This is a genomic window from Phenylobacterium sp. NIBR 498073 (assembly GCF_027286305.1).
GTDB lineage: Bacteria > Pseudomonadota > Alphaproteobacteria > Caulobacterales > Caulobacteraceae > Phenylobacterium.
This window is the reverse complement of the sequence record NZ_CP114599.1, coordinates 2638336-2660682: the sequence shown is the minus strand read 5'-3', so window position 1 is coordinate 2660682 and position 22347 is coordinate 2638336. Positions and strand designations below refer to the sequence as shown.

Annotated in this window: 22 protein-coding genes; 20 read left to right on the top strand and 2 right to left on the bottom strand. The window is 66.5% G+C overall.

Annotated features, from left to right (window positions below; translation table 11 throughout):
* Positions 1 to 4 precede the first annotated feature (4 nt).
* From nuoH to O4N75_RS13150, 15 genes are all read left to right on the top strand, one after another.
* Entirely contained in the window at positions 5 to 1090 is a 1086-nt protein-coding gene (gene nuoH, locus O4N75_RS13220) for an NADH-quinone oxidoreductase subunit NuoH (protein ID WP_269625994.1), read from the top strand.
* 8 nt (positions 1091 to 1098) lie between these two features.
* Positions 1099 to 1293 carry a hypothetical protein gene (locus tag O4N75_RS13215; RefSeq protein WP_269625993.1) on the top strand — a complete coding sequence of 65 codons (195 nt, stop codon included), beginning with the start codon at positions 1099 to 1101 and terminating at the stop codon, positions 1291 to 1293.
* A 7-nt stretch (positions 1294 to 1300) separates the two neighbouring features.
* The gene (nuoI, locus tag O4N75_RS13210) at positions 1301 to 1792 is read left to right on the top strand and encodes an NADH-quinone oxidoreductase subunit NuoI (protein ID WP_269625992.1); all 492 of its coding nucleotides are present in this window, start codon (positions 1301 to 1303) and stop codon (positions 1790 to 1792) included.
* 91 nt (positions 1793 to 1883) lie between these two features.
* On the top strand, positions 1884 to 2492 hold the full coding sequence (locus O4N75_RS13205) for an NADH-quinone oxidoreductase subunit J (RefSeq protein WP_269625991.1): 609 nt from the start codon (positions 1884 to 1886) through the stop codon (positions 2490 to 2492).
* Positions 2489 to 2794: an NADH-quinone oxidoreductase subunit NuoK gene (gene nuoK / locus O4N75_RS13200; protein ID WP_183770116.1), complete on the top strand. Its 306-nt coding sequence runs from the start codon at positions 2489 to 2491 to the stop codon at positions 2792 to 2794. Before O4N75_RS13205 ends, nuoK begins: the two co-directional genes overlap by 4 nt.
* A gap of 11 nt (positions 2795 to 2805) precedes the next feature.
* A complete protein-coding gene (gene nuoL, locus O4N75_RS13195; RefSeq protein WP_269625990.1) occupies positions 2806 to 4887 on the top strand; it encodes an NADH-quinone oxidoreductase subunit L in 2082 nt (693 codons plus the stop codon).
* Between the two features lie 16 nt (positions 4888 to 4903).
* Entirely contained in the window at positions 4904 to 6391 is a 1488-nt protein-coding gene (locus tag O4N75_RS13190) for an NADH-quinone oxidoreductase subunit M (protein WP_269625989.1), read from the top strand.
* A 14-nt stretch (positions 6392 to 6405) separates the two neighbouring features.
* Complete coding sequence (gene nuoN, locus O4N75_RS13185) at positions 6406 to 7848, top strand: NADH-quinone oxidoreductase subunit NuoN (protein ID WP_269625988.1); 1443 nt, start codon at positions 6406 to 6408, stop codon at positions 7846 to 7848.
* Complete coding sequence (locus tag O4N75_RS13180; protein WP_269625987.1) at positions 7849 to 8589, top strand: biotin--[acetyl-CoA-carboxylase] ligase; 741 nt, start codon at positions 7849 to 7851, stop codon at positions 8587 to 8589.
* A 3-nt stretch (positions 8590 to 8592) separates the two neighbouring features.
* On the top strand, positions 8593 to 9369 hold the full coding sequence (locus O4N75_RS13175) for a type III pantothenate kinase (RefSeq protein WP_269625986.1): 777 nt from the start codon (positions 8593 to 8595) through the stop codon (positions 9367 to 9369).
* Positions 9369 to 11048, top strand: a complete 1680-nt coding sequence (locus O4N75_RS13170) for a ribonuclease J (protein ID WP_269625985.1) — start codon at positions 9369 to 9371, stop codon at positions 11046 to 11048. The genes O4N75_RS13175 and O4N75_RS13170 overlap by 1 nt, the downstream gene beginning before the upstream one ends.
* A 57-nt stretch (positions 11049 to 11105) precedes the next feature.
* Complete coding sequence (gene mce, locus O4N75_RS13165; RefSeq protein WP_183770102.1) at positions 11106 to 11528, top strand: methylmalonyl-CoA epimerase; 423 nt, start codon at positions 11106 to 11108, stop codon at positions 11526 to 11528.
* Complete coding sequence (locus tag O4N75_RS13160; protein ID WP_267233668.1) at positions 11528 to 11791, top strand: DUF1467 family protein; 264 nt, start codon at positions 11528 to 11530, stop codon at positions 11789 to 11791. The genes mce and O4N75_RS13160 overlap by 1 nt, the downstream gene beginning before the upstream one ends.
* 319 nt (positions 11792 to 12110) lie before the next feature.
* Positions 12111 to 13412, top strand: a complete 1302-nt coding sequence (locus tag O4N75_RS13155; protein WP_269625984.1) for a lipoprotein-releasing ABC transporter permease subunit — start codon at positions 12111 to 12113, stop codon at positions 13410 to 13412.
* Positions 13405 to 14091 carry an ABC transporter ATP-binding protein gene (locus O4N75_RS13150; protein WP_267233670.1) on the top strand — a complete coding sequence of 229 codons (687 nt, stop codon included), beginning with the start codon at positions 13405 to 13407 and terminating at the stop codon, positions 14089 to 14091. The genes O4N75_RS13155 and O4N75_RS13150 overlap by 8 nt, the downstream gene beginning before the upstream one ends.
* Here the strand turns inward: O4N75_RS13150 and O4N75_RS13145 are convergent.
* On the bottom strand, positions 14088 to 14513 hold the full coding sequence (locus tag O4N75_RS13145; RefSeq protein WP_269625983.1) for a VOC family protein: 426 nt from the start codon (positions 14511 to 14513) through the stop codon (positions 14088 to 14090). The two genes, O4N75_RS13150 and O4N75_RS13145, sit on opposite strands and share 4 nt — an antisense overlap.
* A 204-nt stretch (positions 14514 to 14717) precedes the next feature.
* Between O4N75_RS13145 and dnaE the strand changes: the two genes are divergently transcribed.
* Positions 14718 to 18167 carry a DNA polymerase III subunit alpha gene (gene dnaE, locus O4N75_RS13140; protein ID WP_269625982.1) on the top strand — a complete coding sequence of 1150 codons (3450 nt, stop codon included), beginning with the start codon at positions 14718 to 14720 and terminating at the stop codon, positions 18165 to 18167.
* A gap of 120 nt (positions 18168 to 18287) precedes the next feature.
* Here the strand turns inward: dnaE and O4N75_RS13135 are convergent, their stop codons facing one another.
* Positions 18288 to 18632 (bottom strand): hypothetical protein, encoded by a 345-nt coding sequence (locus O4N75_RS13135; RefSeq protein WP_269625981.1) that lies wholly within the window; start codon positions 18630 to 18632, stop codon positions 18288 to 18290.
* A gap of 340 nt (positions 18633 to 18972) precedes the next feature.
* Between O4N75_RS13135 and rpsB the strand changes: the two genes are divergently transcribed.
* The 4 genes from rpsB (at position 18973) to frr (ending at position 22344) form a co-directional block, all read left to right on the top strand.
* Positions 18973 to 19800 (top strand): 30S ribosomal protein S2, encoded by an 828-nt coding sequence (gene rpsB / locus O4N75_RS13130; RefSeq protein ID WP_269625980.1) that lies wholly within the window; start codon positions 18973 to 18975, stop codon positions 19798 to 19800.
* Positions 19801 to 19898: 98 nt separating this feature from the next.
* On the top strand, positions 19899 to 20834 hold the full coding sequence (tsf, locus tag O4N75_RS13125; protein WP_267233675.1) for a translation elongation factor Ts: 936 nt from the start codon (positions 19899 to 19901) through the stop codon (positions 20832 to 20834).
* Between the two features lie 186 nt (positions 20835 to 21020).
* Positions 21021 to 21740, top strand: a complete 720-nt coding sequence (gene pyrH / locus O4N75_RS13120) for a UMP kinase (protein ID WP_269625979.1) — start codon at positions 21021 to 21023, stop codon at positions 21738 to 21740.
* A 40-nt stretch (positions 21741 to 21780) separates the two neighbouring features.
* Positions 21781 to 22344: a ribosome recycling factor gene (frr, locus tag O4N75_RS13115; protein ID WP_269625978.1), complete on the top strand. Its 564-nt coding sequence runs from the start codon at positions 21781 to 21783 to the stop codon at positions 22342 to 22344.
* Positions 22345 to 22347 lie beyond the last annotated feature (3 nt).

Genomic DNA, 22347 nt, shown 5'->3' with positions numbered 1-22347 from the left:
GGGCATGGACGCTGTCGCCAACAACTTCTGGGCTACGCCGGGCGGCTGGACCCTGATCACGGTCGCGCAGATCCTGGCGGTCGTGCTGCCGCTGCTGGTCGCGCTGGCCTTCTTCATGCTCGCCGACCGGAAGATCTGGGCCGGCGTGCAGATGCGCAAGGGGCCCAACGTCGTCGGGCCGTTCGGCCTGCTGCAGTCATTCGCCGACCTGATCAAGTTCGTGCTGAAGGAAATCGTCATCCCCGACGGGGCCGACAAGTTCGTCTTCCTGCTGGCCCCGGTGCTGACCTTCGTCCTGGCCATGGTCGGCTGGGCGGTGATCCCGTTCGCGCCGGGCTGGGTGGTCTCCGACATCAATGTCGGGGTGCTGTACCTGTTCGCGATCAGCTCGCTGGGCGTCTACGGCATCATCATGGGCGGCTGGGCTTCGAACTCGAAGTACCCGTTCCTCGGCTCGCTGCGTTCGGCGGCGCAGATGGTGTCGTACGAAGTCTCGATCGGCTTCGTCATCGTCACCGTCATCCTGCTCTCGGGCACGATGAACCTGCAGAAGATCGTCGAGCTGCAGAGCGGCGGCTTCTGGAACTGGAACGTGTTCGGCGGCCAAGGCCTGCACAACCTGCCGCTGGCGCTGGTCATGATCCCGATGGCGGTGATCTTCTTCATCTCGGCCCTGGCCGAGACCAACCGTCCGCCGTTCGACCTGCCGGAGGCTGAATCCGAACTCGTGGCAGGCTACCAGGTCGAGTACTCCTCCAGCCCGTTCCTGCTGTTCATGATCGGCGAGCTGGTGAACATCGTGCTGATGTGCGCCCTGATCTCGGTGATGTTCTTCGGCGGCTGGCAGGCCCCGTTCGTGCTCGGCGTCGAGCATACCTGGCCGCCGACGGTGCAGAGCTTCTACGGCCTGATGTGGTTCGTCATGAAGATCTGCTTCTTCTTCTTCCTGATCGGCATGGTGAAGGCGATCGTGCCGCGCTATCGCTACGACCAACTGATGCGCTTGGGCTGGAAGGTGTTCCTGCCGACTTCGCTGGTCGCCGTGGTCCTGGTCGCGGGTTGGCGCGTTTTCGGTCCGGGGGGCGCATGAGGGCGGTGATGGCCAGCATCTTCCTGATTTCCCTTTCGTCCTGCGCCAGTTCGGCGGGCGGCCCCGACGTAACCGGGGGCGTGGCCAGCTACGACGCGCTGAAGTCCGCCAGCTCGGCCTGCGCCGCCAAGGGCGGGGAGCTGATCCGCAGCCCCGAGGGCTCGGGCAAGCGCATGACCGACTACGCCTGCAAGAGAAAGTAACCGCGAAATGATGCAGCGAATTTCACAGGCAGTCAGGGGCGCGGCCCTGATGGACTTCGTCGGGGCGTTCGGCCTGGCGATGAAGTACATGATCAAGCCGAAGGCCACCGTTCAGTACCCGCACGAGCGCGGTCCGCAGTCGCCGCGCTTCCGCGGCGAGCACGCGCTGCGCCGCTATCCCAACGGGGAGGAGCGCTGCATCGCCTGCAAGCTTTGCGAGGCGATCTGCCCGGCCCAGGCCATCACCATCGAAGCCGAACCGCGTGACGACGGCAGCCGCCGCACGACCCGGTACGACATCGACATGGTCAAGTGCATCTACTGCGGCCTGTGCCAGGAGGCCTGCCCGGTGGACGCCATCGTCGAGGGCCCGAACATCGAGTTCGCCGTCGAGACCCGCGAGGAGCTCTACTACGACAAGGAGCGCCTGCTCTCGAACGGCGACCGCTGGGAACGGCAGATCGGGAAGAACCTGGAACTGGACGCGCCCTACCGGTAAGCGCCGGCGCATCCGTGAGACGACCACCTTCGCCCGCGCCGGATCCTCGGCGGGGCGGACCAAGTAAACTAAGGGGCTGAGAAAAGCCGTCATGGCCTTGGCGATCGCATTCTACCTGCTGGCGGCGGTGACCGTAGGCGCAGGGTTCGGGGTGGTTTCCTCCCGCAATCCCGTGCACTCGGTACTGTTCCTGATCCTCAGCTTCTTCTCGGCCGCGGGCCTCTTCGTGACTATGGGCGCGGAGTTCCTCGCGATGCTGCTCGTCGTCGTCTATGTCGGCGCAGTCGCGGTGCTGTTCCTCTTCGTCGTCATGATGCTCGACGTCGACTTCGCCGCGCTCCGTCAAGGCTTCGCCCGCTACCTGCCGCTGGGCGGCTTGGTCGCCGGCGTGCTGGTCATCGAGATGATCGTGGTGGCCACCGCGGTGGCCACGGGCGGCAAGCCGAAGGCCGACACGCCGCAGGTCTACGGCGACGTTTCGAACATCGAGACGATCGGCCGGGTGCTCTACACCGACTACGTCTACTTCTTCCAAGCCGCGGGGCTGGTGCTGCTGGTGGCCATGATCGGCGCCATCGTCCTGACCCTGCGCCACAAGCCGGGCGTGCGCCGCCAGGTCATCGTCGACCAGGTCGCCCGCACGCCGAAGACCGGCATGCGCGTCGTTCAGATCAAGCCGGGGCAGGGGATCGACCAATGATCGGGCTCACCCACTATCTCGCGGTGGCCGCGATCCTGTTCACCATCGGGGTGTTCGGGATCTTCGTGAACCGCAAGAACATCATCGTCATCCTGATGTCGGTCGAGCTGATCCTGCTCGCCGTGAACATCAATCTCGTGGCGTTCTCGGTCTACCTCCACGACGTCGTGGGGCAGATCTACGCCATGTTCGTCCTTACCGTGGCGGCCGCCGAGGCCGCCGTGGGCCTGGCCATCCTTGTCACCTTCTTCCGTAATCGCGGCGACATCTCCGTCGACGACGTCTCGATGATGAAGGGCTGACGGACCTGAACATGACACCGCAGTCTCTGATCACCACCGTCGTCTTCGCGCCGCTCGTCGGCGCGATCGTGGCCGGCCTGTTCGGCCGCCGCATCGGCAACGTCGCGTCGCAATCGATCACCACCGGCCTGCTGCTGCTGTCGGCCGTCCTCTCTTGGACGATCTTCAGCCAGTGGACCTGGGGCGGCCTCGAAGCCTTCACCATCAAGCTTCTGCCGTTCATCAACATCGGCGACTTCCAGTCGAACTGGTCGATCCGGCTCGACGGCCTGTCGGCGGTCATGCTGGTGGTCGTCACCAGCGTCTCCTCGCTGGTCCACGTCTATTCGTGGGGCTACATGGCCGAGGACGACAGTAAGCCGCGCTTCTTCGCGTATCTGTCGTTGTTCACCTTCGCCATGCTGGCGCTGGTCACCGCGGCCGACTTCATGCAGCTGTTCTTCGGCTGGGAAGGCGTGGGCCTGGCCAGCTACCTGCTGATCGGCTTCTGGTTCAAGAAGCCGACCGCCAACGCCGCCTCGATCAAGGCCTTCGTGGTCAACCGGGTCGGCGACTTCGGCTTCGTGCTGGGCATCATGACCGTCTACTGGATGTTCGGCACGATCCAGTTCGCCGAGCTGTTCCCGAAGATCCCGTCCATGGCCAACGAGGGCTGGTGGTTCGCCGGCTCGTACTGGCACGCGGTCGACCTGGCCTGCGCCCTGCTGTTCGTCGGCGCGATGGGCAAGTCGGCGCAGTTCTTCCTGCACACCTGGCTGCCGGACGCGATGGAAGGCCCGACCCCGGTGTCGGCGCTGATCCACGCGGCGACCATGGTCACCGCCGGCGTCTACATGGTCTGCCTGCTGTCGCCGATGTTCGAGTACGCGCCGTACGCCAAGCAGATCGTCACGATCATCGGTGCGGTCACGGCGCTGTTCGCCGCGACCGTCGGCCTGGCGCAGAACGACATCAAGCGCGTCATCGCCTATTCGACCTGTTCGCAGCTCGGCTACATGTTCTTCGCGGCCGGCGTGGGCGCCTATCAGGCGGCGATGTTCCACCTGTTCACGCACGCCTTCTTCAAGGCCCTGCTGTTCCTGGGCGCCGGTTCGGTGATCCACGGCATGCACCACGAGCAGGATATGCGGAAGATGGGCGCGCTGTGGAAGTACCTGCCGGTCACCTACGCGGTGATGACCATCGGCACCCTGGCGATCACGGGCTTTGGTCTGCCGAACCTGCACCTGGGCTTCGCGGGCTTCTACTCGAAGGACACCATCATCGAGAGCGCCTTCGCAGCCGGACAGCTGTACGGTGGCGTGGCCTACTTCGCCTTCGTGGTCAGCATCTTCGCCGCCGGGCTGACCGCCTTCTATTCGTGGCGCCTGGCGTTCATGACCTTCCACGGCACCGCCAAGTGGGGCCATCACGACGACCACGCGCACGCCCATGGCCACGGCCACGACGATCACGCCTCCTCGGCGCAGATCGAAACCCACGACGAGCCGCTGGCCGACCACGACCATGGTCATGGCCACGACCACAAGCCGCACGAGAGCCCGGCGATCATGCTGGTTCCGCTGCTGCTGCTGGCGTTCGGCGCCGTCGCGGCCGGCTACGTGTTCGTCGACCACTTCGTCGGCGAGGGCTGGACCGAGTTCTGGCGCGGCGCGATCTTCAACGGCGCGGACAACCACGTCCTGGAGCACGCACACCATGTGCCGACCTGGGTGAAGTGGGCGCCGTTGGCGGTCTCGGCGATCGGCTTCGCCAGCGCCTACTACGTCTACATCATGCGTGAAGGCCTCGGTGCGGCGATCGCGGCGCGGAAGGGCCCCCTGTGGACCTTCCTCTACAACAAGTGGTTCTTCGACGAGATCTATGAGGCGACCTTCGTGCGGGCCAGCAAGTTCCTGGGCGACGTGTTCTGGAAGGTCGGCGACCAGAAGATCATCGACGGCCTTGGGCCGAACGGGGTCTCGGCGCTGTCCTACACCCTCGGCCGTCGGGCCGGGCGGCTGCAGACCGGCTACGTCTATCACTATGCGTTCGTAATGCTGCTCGGCGTGGCGGGACTGCTGTCCTACGCGCTGTGGGCCTGGCAAGCTTAAGGGGGAGGGCGATCCCATGACCGGTATTCTCTCCCTGACGACCTTCACGCCGCTGGTCGGCGTGGCGGCGATCATCCTGCTGCGCCTGTTCCGTTCGCACGAGGACGAGCAGACCATCCGCGCCGTGAAGTGGATCACCCTGGTGACCACCCTGGCGACGTTCGCGCTGTCGGTGCTGCTGGTGATGCAGTACGACCCGGCCAATCCGGGCTTCCAGTTCGTGGAAGACCACGCGTGGTTCGCCGGCCTGCACTACCGCATGGGCGTGGACGGGATCTCGATCCTGTTCGTGCTGCTGACCGCGTTCCTGATGCCGATCTGTATCGCGGCGTCGTGGTTTTCGATCGACAAGCGGGTGCCGGCCTACATGGCTGCGTTCCTGATCCTCGAGACCCTGGTCATCGGCGTGTTCTGCGCGCTGGACCTGGTGCTGTTCTACCTGTTCTTTGAATTCGGCCTGGTGCCGATGTTCCTGATCATCGGCATCTGGGGCGGCAAGAACCGGGTCTACGCGGCCTACAAGTTCTTCCTCTACACCCTGCTCGGCTCGGTGCTGATGCTGGCGGCCATCCTGGTCATGATCAGCGTCGCGGGCACCGCCTCGATCCCCGAGCTGATGAACTACAAGTTCGACCAGAACCTGCAGACCTGGCTGTGGCTGGCCTTCTTCGCCTCGTTCGCGGTGAAGATGCCGATGTGGCCGGTGCACACCTGGCTGCCCGACGCCCACGTCGAGGCGCCGACCGCCGGTTCGGTCATCCTGGCGGGCATCCTCCTGAAGATGGGCGGCTACGGCTTCCTGCGCTTCTCGCTGCCGATGTTCCCGCAGGCCTCGGACCTGTTCACGCCGCTGGTCTTCGCCCTCAGCGTGATCGCCGTCGTCTACACCTCGCTGGTCGCCTTCCGTCAGACCGACATCAAGAAGCTGATCGCCTACTCGTCGGTCGCTCACATGGGCTTCGTGACTATGGGGATCTTCGCCGGCAACGCCATCGGCGTGCAGGGCGCGATCTTCCAGATGCTGAGCCACGGGGTGATCTCGGGCGCGCTCTTCCTCTGCGTCGGCGTCGTCTATGACCGCATGCACACCCGCGAGATCGCCTTCTACGGCGGCCTGGTGAACCGCATGCCCTGGTATGCGGCGACCTTCCTGCTGTTCACGATGGGCAATGTCGGCCTGCCGGGCACCTCGGGCTTCATCGGCGAAATCACCACCATGGTCGGGGTCTACGAGATCTCCACCTGGACCGCGGTCGTCGCCGCTACCGGCGTGATCTTCTCGGCCGTCTATGCGCTGACCCTGTACAAGCGCGTGGTGTTCGGCGAGATCACCAACCCGGCCCTGGCTGACATCACCGACCTCGACTGGCGCGAGGTGGCGATTTTCGCGCCGCTGATCGCCATGACCCTGTACCTCGGCGTCTATCCGGCCGCCGTCTTCGATCTGACCCAAGCCTCGGTCGACAATCTCGCCGCGGTTTACCGCGCGGCCATCGGCGGGTGAGGACCTAAAGTCACATGACCTTTTCCCAAGACCTCGCTCTCGCCGCGCCGGAACTGATCCTGGCCATCGGCGCCCTTGGCCTGCTGGTGATCGGCGCCTTCGCGCCGCGCGCCACCACGGCCGTCATGCTCGCCTCGATCGGCGCGCTGATCGTCGCGGCCTGGGCCGCTGCGGTCGGCCCGATCGGCCGCGGCTTCTCCGGCGGCCTGATCGCCGACAACGCTTCGGCCTTCGCCAAGGTGGCGATCTATCTGGCCAGCGCGGTGGCCATCGTGCTCGGCCAGAAGTGGTTTGAGCGCAAGGCGATCCGCAATTTCGAGTTCCCGATCCTGATCCTGCTGGCCGCGCTCGGCATGGGCATGATGGCCTCGGCGGGCGACCTGATCTCGCTCTATATGGGCGTCGAGCTGCACTCGCTGGCGCTCTACGTGCTGGCGGCCATGCACCGTGAAGACGCCAAGGCGTCGGAAGCCGGCCTGAAGTACTTTGTGCTCGGCGCGCTGTCCTCGGGCCTGCTGCTCTATGGCGCTTCGCTGATCTACGGTTTCGCCGGCTCGACCCGGTTCGACGAGATCGCCGTGGTCGTGCAGAGCGGCGCCGGCACCGGCGTGCTGTTCGGCCTGGTGTTCCTGATCTGCGGCCTGGCGTTCAAGGTCTCGGCCGCGCCGTTCCACATGTGGACCCCGGACGTCTACGAAGGTGCCCCGACCCCGGTCGTGGCCTTCTTCGCCGGCGCCCCGAAGCTGGCGGCCATGGTGCTGTTCGCCCGGGTGCTGGCCGAGGGCTTCCCCGGCGCGGTCGAGCAATGGCGCCAGGTGCTGGTGGTCATCGCGCTGCTGTCGATCTTCGTCGGCGCCCTGGCCGGCTTGGCGCAGCAGAACCTGAAGCGTCTGTGGGCCTATTCCTCGATCGCCAACGTCGGCTATGCCGTTCTCGGCCTGGCCGCCGGCACGCCTGAGGGCATGCAGGCGATGCTGGTGTTCATGGTTCTCTACATGATCGACGTCACCGGCTTCTTCGCCTGCCTCACCGCGCTGTCGCGCGACGGGCGGCCGATGGAGACGATCTCGGACATGGCCGGCCTGTTCAAGGAACGTCCGGGCATCGCCCTGGCGATGACGGCGTTCTCGCTGTCGGCGCTCGGCCTGCCGCCGTTCTCGGGCTTCTGGGCCAAGTTCTACGTCTTCAAGGCGGCGCTGAGCGTCGGTCAGCCGATGATCGTGATCGCCGCCGTGCTCGGCCTGGTCGGCAGCGTGATCGCGGCGTTCTACTATCTGCGCCTGATCAAGGTCATGTGGTTCGACAACGCCCCGAGCGGCACCGACGCCCTGCCGCGTGAGGCCCAGGTGGTGGCGATCAGCGCCGCGCTGTTCACCTTCCCGGTGGTCATGGGCGCGCTGATCTTCCTCGACCCGCTCGCCAAGGCGGCGGCGGCGGCGTTCGGGCTCGCCTCCTAGGTGGGCGCCCACCCCCCGATCGAAGCCTACGAAGAACTGGACTCCACCAACGCCGAGGCGCGCAGGCGCGCCGAGGCGGGGGCGGGCGGTCCGGTCTGGATCACCGCCCTGCGCCAGACCGCCGGCCACGGTCGGCGGGGGCGGCCGTGGACTACTTCCACCGGCAATCTCGCCGCGACGCTGCTGCTGACCACCGACAAGCCGGCCGCCGAGGCGGCGCAGCTGTCGTTCGTGGCGGCGCTGGCCGCGGCCGACCTGGCGCAGACCTGCCTGGGCGAGGGCGCGGCGCGCCTGAAGTGGCCGAACGACGTGATGGTCCATGGCCGCAAGGCGGTCGGGATCCTGGTCGAGTCCGGCAGCCGGCCCGACGGCGCGCTCTGGCTGGCCGTAGGCATCGGAATCAATCTGGCGCACGCGCCGAGCGACGTAGAGCGGCCAGCGACGGCCTTCGCCGACCACATGGCTGGGCCGCCGCCCTCGCCGGGCGATGCGCTGGAGGTGCTCGCGACCCGCTTCGAGCATTGGCGCTCGCTCTGGCAGGCCGAGGGCTTTGCGCCCATCGCCCGCGGTTGGACGCAGGTCGCGCAAGGGCTGGGTGAGCCGTGCGTGGCGCGCCTGCCCAACCAGACCCACACCGGCGTCGCTGAAGGTCTCGACCTGGACGGGGCGCTGCGGCTGCGGTTGGACGACGGGGCGGTGCTTCGCATCACCGCCGGGGACGTTTTCTTCGGAGAGGCGTAAGCGATGCTGCTGGCGATCGAGCAAGGCAACACCAACACCCTGTTCGCGGTCCACGACGGCGAAGCCTGGATCGCCCAGTGGCGGGCGGCCACCGATTCCAGCCGCACGGCCGACGAGTACGCCGTCTGGCTTTCGCAACTGCTGCACATGGCCGGACTGCAGTTCGGCGTGCTGGACGCCTGCATCATCTCGAGCGTCGTGCCGCAGTCGATCTTCAACCTGCGCAATCTGGCGCGGCGCTACCTGCACGTCGAACCGCTGGTGATCGGCGAGAACGCCGACCTCGGGATCGAGGTCCGCATCGACAAGCCTTCGGAGGCCGGCGCCGACCGCCTGGTCAATGCGCTTGGCGCGCACATCGTCTATCCGGGGGACCTGATCGTCATCGACTCCGGGACCGCCACGACCTTCGACGTCATCGCCGCGGACGGCGGTTTCGAGGGGGGTGTCATCGCGCCCGGCATCAACCTATCTATGGAAGCGTTGCACTCGGCGGCGGCGAAACTGCCGCGAGTGGCGATCCAGAAGCCCCAGCGCGTGGTCGGGACCGATACGGTCGGCGCCATGCAATCGGGGGTGTTCTGGGGCTATGTCGCCCTGATCGAGGGCCTGATCGCCCGCATCAAGGCTGAACGCGGCGCTCCGATGACCGTTATCGCCACCGGCGGGGTCGCCTCGCTGTTCCACGGTGCCACGACGGCCATCGACCATTTTGACCCGGACCTGACGATCCGGGGGCTACTTGAAATTCACCGCCGGAACACGGCGGCAAGGACGTAATGAAAGCAAAAGACCAAGACGAACTCGTCTTCCTGCCGCTCGGCGGCTCGAACGAGATCGGCATGAACTTCAATCTGTACGGCTATGGCCCGGCGCACGCGCGCAAGTGGATCGTGGTCGACCTGGGCGTCACCTTCGGCGACCAGACCACGCCCGGCGTGGAGATCATCCTGCCCGACCCGGAATTCATCCGGGAGTACGCCAAGAACATCGTCGGCATCGTGCTGACCCACGCCCACGAGGACCACATCGGGGCCGTGGCGTGGCTATGGCCGCAGTTGCGCGCGCCGCTCTATGCGACGCCGTTCACCGCCTTCCTCCTGCGCGAAAAGCTGCGCGAGAACGAAGAGTGCGCCGACGCTGAGATCACCGAGGTGCCGCTGAGCGGCACGATCCAGCTGGGGCCGTTCGAGGTCGAGCTGATCACCCTGACCCACTCGATCCCGGAGCCGAACGGCCTGGCGATCCGCACGCCGCTGGGCACGGTGCTGCACACTGGCGACTGGAAGATCGATCCGGACCCGGTGCTCGGTTCGGTCACCGACGACGCGGCGATCCAGAAGCTGGGTGACGAAGGCGTCCTGGCCATGGTGTGCGATTCCACCAACGTCTTCGTGGACGGCGAGTCCGGCTCCGAGGCCGACGTAAAGGAAGCGCTGGCCGGCCTGATCGGGGGCCTGTCGGGCAAGGTGGCGGTGGCGTGCTTCGCCTCGAACGTCGCGCGCATGGACAGCGTGATCCGCGCCGCCGAGGCGGCCGGCCGCGGCGTCTGCCTGGTCGGGCGCTCGATGCACCGGATGGCGGCGGCGGCAAAGTCCGTCGGCCTGCTGGACGGCGTGCGCGAGTTCCTGTCCGAGCAACAGGCCGCGGCCATGCCGGAGAACGAGGTGCTGTTTCTCTGCACCGGCAGCCAGGGCGAGCCGCGCGCGGCGCTGTCGCGCATCGCCGACGGCTCACACCCGCATGTGAAGCTGGGGGCGGGGGACGCCTGCGTGTTCTCCTCGCGGGTCATCCCGGGCAATGAGATTCCGATCCGCAACCTGCAGAACCGGCTCGCCGACCGCGGGGTGCGGCTCTACACCGAGCGCGACCATCCAGGCATCCACGTCTCCGGTCACCCGTGCCGCGACGAGCTGGCCCAGATGTACAGCTGGGCGCGGCCGCAGATCGCGGTGCCGACCCACGGCGAGCGCCGGCACCTGCTGGAACACGCCGCCTTCGCCAAGGACCTGCAGGTCCCGCAGTCGGTGGCGCCGCGGAACGGAGACATGGTGCGCCTGGCGCCTGGCCGCGCCGAGATCATCGATGAAGTGCCGGCCGGCCGCATCTATGTCGACGCCGGCGTGCTGACGCCTGAGAACGGCGACGCCCTGCGCGAGCGCCGCCATGCCGCCTACAACGGCGTGCTGGCGGTCAGCGTGGTGCTGGATGGCCGCGGCAAGGTCGCCGCCGGGCCGCAGGTGCGGGCGCTCGGTCTGCCCGCAGACGACGACTACCCGATGGATGAGGTGCTCGAGGACCTGGCCAAGGAGGCGCGCCAGGCGCTAGCCCGCCTGCAGGGCGAGGAGCGCGAGTTCGACGAAGAGGTCGAGACCGTGATGTCCCGCGCCGTGAAGAAGGCCAGCCAGCGGATCTGGGGCAAGCGACCGGTCGTGGAGACGACGGTCCTGCGGGTCTAGGTGAGGGCGCCGTAGCGTGATCTCGCGCGGCGCTCCGGAGAGGTCTATACGGCTGTCATGATCGGAAGATTGAACCACGTCGGGGTCGCGACCCCCTCCATCGCCGAGTCCGTGAAGCTCTATCGCGACGTGCTGGGCGCGACGAACATCACCGAGACCAAGGCCATGCCGGAGCAGGGCGTCTATGTCTGCTTCGTCGACCTTCCCAACAGCCAGATCGAGCTGATTGAGCCACTCGGCGACGATTCGCCGCTCGTTGGCTTCCTTGCGAAGAACCCGGCCGGGGGGCAACACCACGTGTGCTTCGAAGTGCCTGATATCATCGCCGCGCGCGACGACATGCGGGCCAAGGGGGCGACGGTTCTGGGGACGGGCGAGCCGCGGATCGGCGCGCATGGCACCCCAGTGATCTTCGTCCACCCAAAGAACATGGGCGGGGTGCTGGTCGAGCTGATGGAATCCCCGAAGGACGCGCACTGATGACTGTCTTCACCGGCATCGCGATCTATTTCACCATCTGGTGGACCGTGCTGTTCTCGGTCCTGCCGATCGGCGTGACCAGCCATGCCGAGGCCGGGATCGACAAGGGCGATGGCGGCGATCCCGGAGCGCCGGTCGATCCGAAGCTCAAGAAGAAGTTCATCACCACCACGATCGTCTCGACGATCCTGTGGGTGATCCTGTTCCTGATCATCCATTTCAAGCTGATCACCCTGCCGCCGGTGCCGGCCAGCTGGCGCTGAGGCGCGAGCGCGAATTGGGCGTCGGTGCGAGCGACGCGCCCAAGTTTTGGGCGAATAGGCGATTGCCCGGCCGCCCGCGCGGTCGGTGCGGGGGAGGGCGATGTAACTTCGGTTACCGCTGCACGCAGGCACAGGCGGCCGAAAGGTCGCCCGTGGCGTTTTCCCCGATAACTTGAAGGCCGCCCGGCCACCGGGCGGCCTTCTTTTCGCTCCGCTTACATGGCAAAGCTGGCGAACGGGCCGTGACGGCCGCAGAAGATCGGGACATCTTCCCAAGCATGCATCTTTCGAGACCTTCGCCCGCCGGAGCGGTCGCCGCGTGACCACGTCGTCGACCAACGGGACGCTGAACGGGCGTGCGCCGCCGTTCGGCCAATGGGAACGCTCGGTGGCGGCCCGCTATCTGCGCGCCAAGCGCAGCCAGGGCGGGGTGGCGCTGATCTCGATCATCTCGTTCATCGGCATCATGCTGGCGGTGGCGGTGCTGATCATCGTGATGAGCGTGATGAACGGCTTCCGCGCCGAGTTGCTGTCGCGGATGCTCGGCTTCAGCGGGCATCTCTACGTGACGGGCGGGGTGCTGACCGATCCGGACCGGGAGGCGGTGATCAAGCGGATCTCCGACCTGCCGGGCGTGGTGCAGGTGACGCCGGTCGTCGAGGCCCAGGCCATGGCGCTGGGCGCCGGCCAGATCAGCGGCGCCATCGTGCGCGGGATCACCGCCAAGGACCTGAAGTCCACCAAGATCGTCTCCGACAACATCACCCGCGGGTCGATGGCCGGCTTCGACGAGGGCGAATACGGCGGCGACTACATCATGGTCGGGGACAGGCTCGCACAGGCGTTGGGCGTGGGGCCGGGCGACGAGCTCAGCCTGATCTCGCCGACCGGAGGGGCGACGGCGTTCGGCGCGACGCCGCTGCGCAAGACCTACACGGTCGCAGGAACCTTCACGGTCGGGATGAGCGAGTACGACCAGGCCTTCATCTACATGCCGCTGGAGCAGTCGCAGCTGTTCTTCGGCCGCGACAACAGCATCGACTATCTGGAGATCAAGCTGAGCGACCCCGACAAGGCGATCGCCATGAAAGGCGCGGTCGCGCAGGCGGCCGGCTCGTCGGCGCTGATCACCGACTGGACGGAGAAGAACTCGGCCTACTGGGGCGCGCTGAAGGTCGAGCGCAACGTCATGCGGCTGATCCTGATGATGCTGGTCGCCATCGCAGCCATGAACATCATCTCGGGCCTGGTGATGCTGGTGAAGAACAAGGGCCGCGACATCGCCATCCTGCGGACCATGGGGGCGGGACAGGGCTCGATCCTGCGCATCTTCTTCATGTCCGGGGCGGCGGTCGGGGTGCTGGGCACCATCGCCGGCCTGCTGATCGGCTCGCTGTTCTGCATCTTCATCGGCGAGATCCAGCAGTTCGTGGAATGGGTCACCGGCGCCGAGGTGTTCAACTCGGACATCTATTTCCTGACCCGCATCCCCGCGAAGATCGACTGGCAGGAAGTCTCGGTCATCACCTTCTGGGCCCTGGCGATGTCGTTCCTGGCCACCCTGCCGCCGGCATGGCGGGCCTCGCGCCTCGATCCGGTGGAGGCGCTTCGCTATGAGTGACCCTGTGCTCTCCATCCGGGGCCTGCGTCGCACCTACAAGAGCGGCGACAAGACCCTGACCGTCCTCAACGGCGCTGACCTCGACGTGCGACCCGGCGAGATCGTCGGCCTGATCGGCCCCTCGGGCTCAGGCAAATCCTCGCTGTTGCACGCCGCCGGCCTGCTGGAACATCCCGACGACGGGCGCATCGTCATCGAGGGCCGCGACTGCTCGGACCTCAGCGACCGCCAACGAACCCGAGTGCGGCTAGCCACCATCGGCTTCGTCTACCAGGCGCACCACCTGCTGGCCGAGTTCACCGCGCTCGACAACGTGGCCCTGCCGCAGATGATCGCCGGCCGTTCGCGCAAGGCCGCGCGTGCGCGGGCGAGGGACCTGCTGGCCAGCCTCGGCCTGGCCGAGCGGGTCGACCATCAGCCGGCCCAGATGTCGGGCGGCGAGCAGCAGCGGGTGGCGATCGCCCGGGCGCTGGCCAATTCGCCCAGGCTGCTGCTGGCCGACGAGCCGACCGGCAATCTCGATCCGCAGACCTCGGCGGCCGTGTTCGACAGTCTCTACGCCCTGGCCCGCCAGGAAGGCGTCGCGGCGCTGGTGGCGACCCACAATCTGGAACTGGCCAAGCACATGGACCGGGTGCTGGCCCTGAAGGACGGCCACCTGGAAGCCCAAACGCTTTAGCTTGGGGCGAAGGTCGTCGTGCCGTCATCGTGGATCGTGCAACCGGGATTGTGCGCGACCTCCCAGGTATGGCCGTCGAGATCGGCGAAGTAGCCGGAGTAGCCGCCCCAGAACACCTCTTCAGGGGGCTTGAGCGGCGTTGCGCCGGCTGCGAGCGCCTGGGCGAAGGTGGCGTCGACCTCGTGCCGCGAGCGTTCGTTGATCGCCAGGGTGACGCCTGAGAAGCGGCCATCGAGCGGGCGGCGGGCGTCCTCGGCCAGGTCGTCACGGCCGAACAGCGCCAGGCCGACGCCCGGCAGCTGGTAGAAGCACACGCCCTCGGCGACCGTGCTCGGGCTCCAACCCAAGCCCCGTTCGAAGAAAGCGCGAGAGCGGGCGAGGTCGTCCACGCCCAGGGTGATGAGGGACAGTCTCTGATCCATTTGGGCCTCCGTGCGAGGGCGAGACTAAGCTGCTTGACGACGAGAACAAAACGGGAAATAAGAACAAGAACAGAACATCCACAGTGAGGACGTCGCAGATGGTTCGCTTGGCTCGGGAATCGCTGGCCTTTGTGTCGGTCGCAGGCTTTGTCTGGATGATGTGTGCGGTGGCCCAGCTGGCCGCCTGATCCCTGGAGGTGAACGGTGAGCGAAGCGGTGAACGAGGGTTTCGTCCACCTGCGGGTTCGCTCCGCCTATTCGCTGCTCGAGGGCGCGATCAAGGCCGACAAGGTCAGCGGGCTGGCCAAGGCCGCGGAGATGCCGGCCGTAGCCCTGACCGACCGGGCCAACCTCTACGGCGCGCTCGAATTTTCGGTCACCAGTAAGGACGCCGGCGTCCAGCCGATTATCGGCTGCGCGCTGCCGGTCACCGGGATCGGCGGCGGGCAGACCGAGCGCTGGGCCAAGATCCCGACCATCGTCCTCCTGGCCCAGAGCGAGCAGGGCTATCTCAATCTCAGCGAACTCTCGTCGCTCTGCTATCTGGAGGCTGACGGCAGCGAGGACGTGTCGGTCCCCTGGTCGAAGGTGGCCGCCCGCGCCGAGGGTCTGATCCTGCTGTCCGGTGGCGTGGACGGGCCGATCGATCCGCTGTTAGCCGCCGGCAAGGTTCCGGAAGGCCAAGCCGCCCTGGCCGAGATGGCGCGCGTGTTCGGGGACCGGTTCTATGTCGAGCTTCAGCGGCATGGCCTGCCGGCGCAGGCCGCCGCCGAGGGCGAACTGGTGGCGTTCGCCTACGACAACGACATTCCATTGGTCGCGACCAATGACGTCTACTTCGCCAAGCAATCGATGTACGAGGCCCACGAGGCGCTGCTTTGCATCGCCGACGGCGCGTTCATTATGCAGGACGAACGCCGCCGGGTGACCCCGGAGCACTGGTTCAAGCCGGCCGCCGACATGCGGGCGCTGTTCGCCGACCTGCCGGAAGCCTGCGACAACACCCTCGATATCGCCCGCCGCTGCGCCTTCATGGTCAAGAAGCGCGACCCGATCCTGCCGCGCTTCGACACCGGGGCCGGCCGTTCGGAGGCCGACGAACTGGCCCACCAGGCGCGCGAAGGTCTCAAGGCGCGGATCGCCAGGGGGCAGGCCTCGGCGATGCCGGTGGAGGACTACGAGGCGCGGCTCGAACGGGAGATCGGGATCATCACCCAGATGGGGTTCCCGGGCTACTTCCTGATCGTGTCGGACTTCATCAAGTGGGCAAAGGATCACGACATTCCGGTCGGACCGGGACGGGGGTCCGGCGCCGGCTCGCTGGTCGCCTACGCCCTGACCATCACCGACCTCGATCCCTTGCGCTATGGCCTGCTGTTCGAGCGCTTCCTGAATCCGGAGCGGGTGTCGATGCCCGACTTCGATATCGACTTCTGCCAGGAGCGCCGGGAAGAGGTCATCAGTTACGTCCAGCAGCACTACGGTCGTGACCGGGTGGCGCAGATCATCACCTTCGGCACCCTGCAGGCGCGCGCCGTGCTGCGCGACGTCGGGCGGGTGTTGCAACTGCCGCTGGGGCTGGTCGACCGCCTGGCCAAGATGGTTCCGGCCAACCCGGCCAATCCGGTGACCTTGGCCAAGGCGATCGAGATCGAGCCGCGGCTGCGTCAGGCCAAGAACGAGGACGAGGCGGTCAATCAGCTGCTGGAGACGGCGCTGCAGCTGGAGGGTCTCTATCGCAACGCCTCGACCCACGCCGCCGGCGTGGTGATCGGTGACCGGCCTTTGACCGAGCTGACCCCGCTCTACCGCGATCCGCGCTCGGAGCTGCCCGCTACCCAGTTCAACATGAAGTGGGTCGAGAGCGCCGGCCTGGTGAAGTTCGACTTCCTGGGCCTCAAGACCCTGACGGTGATCGACCGGGCGCTGAAGTTCCTGCGCAAACGCGGCGTGGAGATCGACTTCGCGACCCTGCCGGTGGACGACGCAGCGTCCTATGAGGTGATGTCCAGCGGCGGCACCGTCGGCGTGTTCCAGCTGGAAGGGCAGGGGATGCGCGACACCCTGCGCCAGTTGCGTCCAGGCTCGCTCGAAGACGTCACCGCCGTCGTCTCGCTCTATCGCCCGGGCCCGATGGACAACATCCCGGCCTTCATCGACTGCAAGTTCGGCCGGCGGGAGATCGACTATCTGCACCCGAGCCTGGAGCCGGTGCTGAAGGAGACCTACGGCATCATCGTCTACCAGGAACAGGTGATGCAGATCGCCCAGATCCTGGCCGGCTACTCGCTCGGCGAAGCCGACCTTCTGCGCCGGGCGATGGGTAAGAAGAAGAAGGAGGAGATGGACCTGCAGCGCGCCAGGTTCGTCTCCGGCGCCGAGGCCAAGGGCGTGCCGGCCGAGCAGGCGGGGTCGATCTTCGACCTGGTGGACAAGTTCGCGGGCTACGGCTTCAACAAGAGCCACGCGGCCGCCTACGCCTATGTTTCGTACCAGACGGCCTGGCTGAAGGCGAATGCGCCGGTCGAGTTCTTCGCGGCCTCGATGAGCCTCGATATCTCCAACACCGACAAGCTGGCGGTCTTCTATCAGGACGCCAAGCGGTTCGGCGTAAAGGTGCGCAGCCCCGACGTGAACCGCTCCAGCGCCGACTTCGAGGTGGAGGACGGCGAGGTGCTCTATGCGCTTGGCGGCATCCGCAACGTCGGTCAGCAGGCCATGGAGCACGTGGTGGCGGTCCGCAAGGCGGGCGGCCCCTTCAAGGACATCTTCGACTTCGCCTCACGCGTCGACCCCAAGCAGGTGAACAAGCGAACCTTCGAGACGCTGGCCCGCGCCGGAGCCTTCGACTCCATTCACCCGGACCGGGCGCAGTTGTTGGCGGCGGCCGAACTGCTGGCCGGTCTGGGACAGAGCGTGGCCTCGCAGGAAAGCTCGGCGCAGGGCGCGCTGTTCTCGGACGGGACCCATCACCTGGTCGCCGCCGTGCGCAAGAAGATGCCCAAGGCCGAGCCGTGGACCCCGGTCCAGCGCCTGGACGAGGAACTGGCGGCGGTGGGCTTCTACCTGTCCGGCCACCCGCTGGACGATATGGTCACCGCCCTGCGTCGCCGTCGCACGGACCTGCTGGCCGATGTGATCCCCAAGGCCGAGGCTGGCGCGGAGGCGTTCCGCATGGCCGGCGTCGTGCGCCGCAAGCAGGAGCGGGCCTCGCAGTCCAGCGGCGAGAAGTTCGCCTTCGTCACGCTCTCGGACCCGACCGGCGAATACGAGGTGCTGTTCCCGCCGGAGTCGCTGCGCAAGTGCCGCGACCTGCTGGAGCCGGGCAAGGCCGTGGCGCTCAAGGTCCGGGCCAAGGCTCGCGACGGCGAGGTGCGGTTCTTTGGTGACGACGCCGAGCCTGTGGATAAGGCTGTGGAGAACGCGGTGGCCGGGCTGCGCGTCCACATAGCGCCGCGCAGCGCGGAGATCGAGGCGCTGAAGAAGCGGCTTGAGCACGTCGCCAACCCGCGGGGCGGGGAGATCATCCTGGTCGCCAATATCGAGCGCGGCCGCGAGATTGAACTCAAGTTGCCGGGGCGCTTCAGTCTGGACGTGTCGGTGCGCGGCGCGCTGAAGACCGCGCCGGGCGTGGTCTTCGTCGAGGACATTTAGAGCGTGACAGCTTCAAGTGGAAGCCGGTTGAAGCGGCCGTCACGCTCTACGCTTTTGAAGATAGACCCTTTTTGTCCGGTTCAGGTGATTCCACCTGAACCGGAAAGGGTCTAGGCCCGCTCAGCGCAGGTCGATGTAGCCGGGCGGCTTGGCGGGGCTCGGATGGGCGTTGAGGCCGCCGCGGTCGGAGTAAGGCGAGACGCCCGGCTTGTAGGGCTTGAAGTTCGGCGGCTGATACATCTCCGGCGCCTTGGGCGCGGCGGGGAAGGCCGGCGGCGCCAGGCTGGGCGTGGGCGCGCGCCGGGCGGGCGTCGGAGCGCCATAGACCGGCGGCGGCGTGTACGGGGCGGCGGCTGGCGCAGGCCCCCACGTCCCAGGTTGTGGCTTGAGCGTGCCGCCCGAGCCGCCGAACGTGCCCTGGGCGAGAATGCCGAGACCGACGCCAAGCGCCATGATAGGTGTCATGATCCCCTCCTGCCATCGCAGGATGCAGCTGGGCGGCCGTGCACGCAAGGGCCGGGGCGGTTAGAGCCCTCCCACACACGATGGACTTTGTGAGTGGGTAAGAAGGGCTCTAAACTCAAAGAAACGACCCTGTTGAATCCGGCTGGCTTGATTCAAGCCAACCGGGACGGGGGCTAGACGCGTGCGAGGCTTGCATTTTCCGCGCTCAGCCCCTATTTGGCGCGTCATTCCACACGCAGGTGTTTGGCGATGTGCGGGGAGACATCCCGCCATACCCATTCCGGTCCTCCATCTGGAGGGTTTGCCTGCGGCGGTTAACCGGAAAAAGGACGAAAAGCCGATGGCGCTTCCTGAATTCTCCATGCGTCAGCTCCTGGAAGCTGGCGCCCACTTCGGCCACCAGACCCACCGCTGGAACCCGAAGATGGACCGCTACATCTTCGGTTCGCGGTCGAACATCCACATCATCGACCTCTCGCAGTCGATCCCGCTGCTGCACCAGGCCCTGGTGAAGGTGCGTGAAGTCGCCGCCGGCGGCGGTCGCGTGCTGTTCGTCGGCACCAAGCGTCAGGCGTCGGAGCCGATCGCGACGGCGGCCAAGCGCAGCGCCCAGTACTACGTGAACCACCGTTGGCTGGGCGGCACGCTCACCAACTGGCGCACCGTTTCGGGTTCGATCCAACGCCTGCGCGAGCTGGAAGGCCTGCTCGACGGGGAAAGCCAAGGCCAAGGCCGCGGCAAGAAAGAACTGCTGCAGATGACCCGCGAGCGCGACAAGCTCGAGCTCAGCCTGGGCGGCATCAAGGACATGGGCGGCATCCCCGACCTGATGTTCGTGATCGACACCAACAAGGAGTCGATCGCCATCCAGGAAGCCCGCAAGCTGAACATCCCGGTCATCGCGATCCTGGACACCAACTGCGATCCGGACGGCATCACCTATCCGATCCCGGGCAACGACGACGCCGCCCGCGCGATCCAGCTGTACTGCGACCTGATGGCCGACGCCGTTCTCGACGGTCTGGCCGCCGGCCAATCGGCCGCTGGCGTGGACCTGGGCGCCTCGGTGGCGCCGGTTGAGCCGACCCTGGCCCGAGAGCTTGCGCCGGAGCCGGAAGCGGCCCCGGCCGCCGAGGCTCCGGCCGCGGACCAGGAACAAGCCGGCTAAGACGCTTTCGGGCGTCTTACTCAGCTTGACGAAAAACGATCATGGCCGGGCCCTATCAGGGTCCGGTCAAACCCATTCTGACTGATAAGGAGCTGACCATGGCGGAGATCACCGCTGCGCTGGTCAAGGACCTGCGCGAAAAGTCCGGCGCTGGCATGATGGACTGCAAGAAGGCCTTGCAGGAAAACAACGGCGACATGGAAGCGGCCGTCGATTGGCTGCGCACCAAGGGCCTCTCGAAGGCCGCCAAGAAGTCGGACCGCGCCGCGGCTGAAGGCCTGGTGGCCGGCAAGCTGAGCGCCGACGGCAAGACCGGCGTGCTGGTCGAGCTGAACGCCGAGACCGACTTCGTGTCGAAGAACGAGCTGTTCCAGAACGCCGCCCGCGATTTCGCGGACGTCGGCCTGACGATCGAAGGCGTCGACGCCATCACCGCGGCCAAGACGGCCAAGGGCGAAGTCGTCAGCGACGTGATCACCAACCTGATCGCGACGATCGGCGAGAACATGCGTCTGCGTCGTTCGGCCCGTCTGTCGGTCAGCGAAGGCGCCGTGGCCCTCTACCTGCACAACGCGCAGGGCGAAGGCGTCGGCCGTCTGGGCGTGCTGGTGGCTCTGGAAGGCGCGGGCGATCAGGCCGTGCTGAAGGAAGTCGGCCGTAAGATCGCTCTGCACGTCGCCGGCACCCCGACCCCGCCGCTGGCCCTGAACGAGGGCGACCTCGATCCGGCCGCCGTCGAGAAGGAAAAGAAGTTCCTGACCGACCAGGCGCTGGAATCGGGCAAGCCGCTGGCCGTCGTCGAGAAGATGATCGAAGGCCGGATCCGCAAGTGGCAGGAAGAAGTGGTGCTGCTGAAGCAACCCTTCGTCATGAACCCGGATCAGACCATCGAGCAGCTGATCGCCGAAACCGCCAAGGAAACCGGCGCGCCGGTCGCCGTGAAGGCGTTCGTGCGCTTCGCCCTGGGCGAAGGCGTGGAAAAGAAGCAGGACGACTTCGCCGCCGAAGTGGCGTCGATGACCGGCCAAGGCTGATCAGCCTGATTTAGGACGCCCCAAGGGCGCCGAGCCTTAGGCGGAGTGGACTCCGGTCCGCCGCCCGAAGGCTCGGCCCCTTTTTTTTAGGGCGAGCGTCGAGCGCATGCGTTCGACGTGGGCGTTCGACGCGCACGGCGCCCTTGGTCTATGTAGTACCCAGCCAGATTCTCCACGGAAGCCGCCATGTCCGAAGCCAAGCCCCGCTACAAGAAGATCCTCTTGAAGATGTCGGGCGAGGTCCTGATGGGCGACTCGCTCTTCGGCATTGACACCAAGACGATCGAAGCGGTGGCCGAGGACATAAAGGAAGTGGTCGATCACGGGATCGAGCTCTGCCTGGTGATCGGCGGCGGCAACATCTTCCGGGGCGTCTCGCTGGCCGGGAAGGGCATGGACCGCGCCAACGCCGACTATATGGGCATGCTGGCCACGGTGATGAACGCCCTGGCGCTGCAAGGCGCGCTCGAGAAGATCGGCGTCTATACCCGCGTGCAGTCGGCGATCCCGATGGAAGCGGTCTGCGAGCCCTACATCCGCCGCCGGGCGCTGCGGCACCTGGAAAAGGGCCGGGTGGTGATCTTCGCCGCAGGCCTGGGCGCGCCGTTCTTCACGACCGACACCCCGGCGGCGCTGCGCACGGCCGAGATGGGCTGCGACGCACTGTTCAAGGGCACCAGCGTCGATGGCGTCTACACCGCCGACCCCAAGAAAGATCCGAGCGCGCAGCGCTATGAGACGCTGAGCTACCAGGAAGTGCTGGCCAAGGACCTGCGGGTCATGGACGCCTCGGCCATCGCCCTGATGCGTGACAACCAAATCCCGATCGTGGTCTTTTCCATCCGTGAACGGGGCAACTTCTTCAAAGTGCTGAAAGGGCAGGGCGTCTTCACGACGATCGCCTGACCATTCGCCGAATTAGACCAATATCTTGGGAGACAATCCTATGGCTGCGGAAAAGCCGGTTCTCAGCAAGTATCGGGATCGCATGGACAAGGCGATCGCGGCCCTGAAGGACGAGTTCTCGAGCCTGCGGACCGGGCGGGCGTCCGCCGGCCTGCTGGATCAGGTGATGGTCGACGCCTACGGCTCGAGCGTGCCGTTGAACACCGTCGGGTCGGTCAGCGTCCCCGAGCCGCGCTCGATCAGCGTCAACATCTGGGACCGCGGCCTGGTGGTCTCGGTCGAAAAGGCGATCCGCAACGCCGGCCTGGGGCTGAACCCGGTCGTCGACGGCCAGAGCCTGCGCGTGCCGATCCCGCCGCTCACCGAGGAGCGCCGCAAGGACCTGGCCAAGATCGCCGGCAAGTACGCCGAGCAGCAGAAGATCGCCATCCGCAACGTCCGCCGCGACGCCAACGACGACCTGAAAAAGGCCGAGAAGGACAGCGCCATCACCCAGGACGAGCAGCGCCGGATGGAGTCCGAGGTTCAGAAGTTTACCGACGAGGCGATCAAGCGCGTCGACGAAGCCTTGAAAACCAAAGAACAAGAGATCATGCAGGTTTAATCG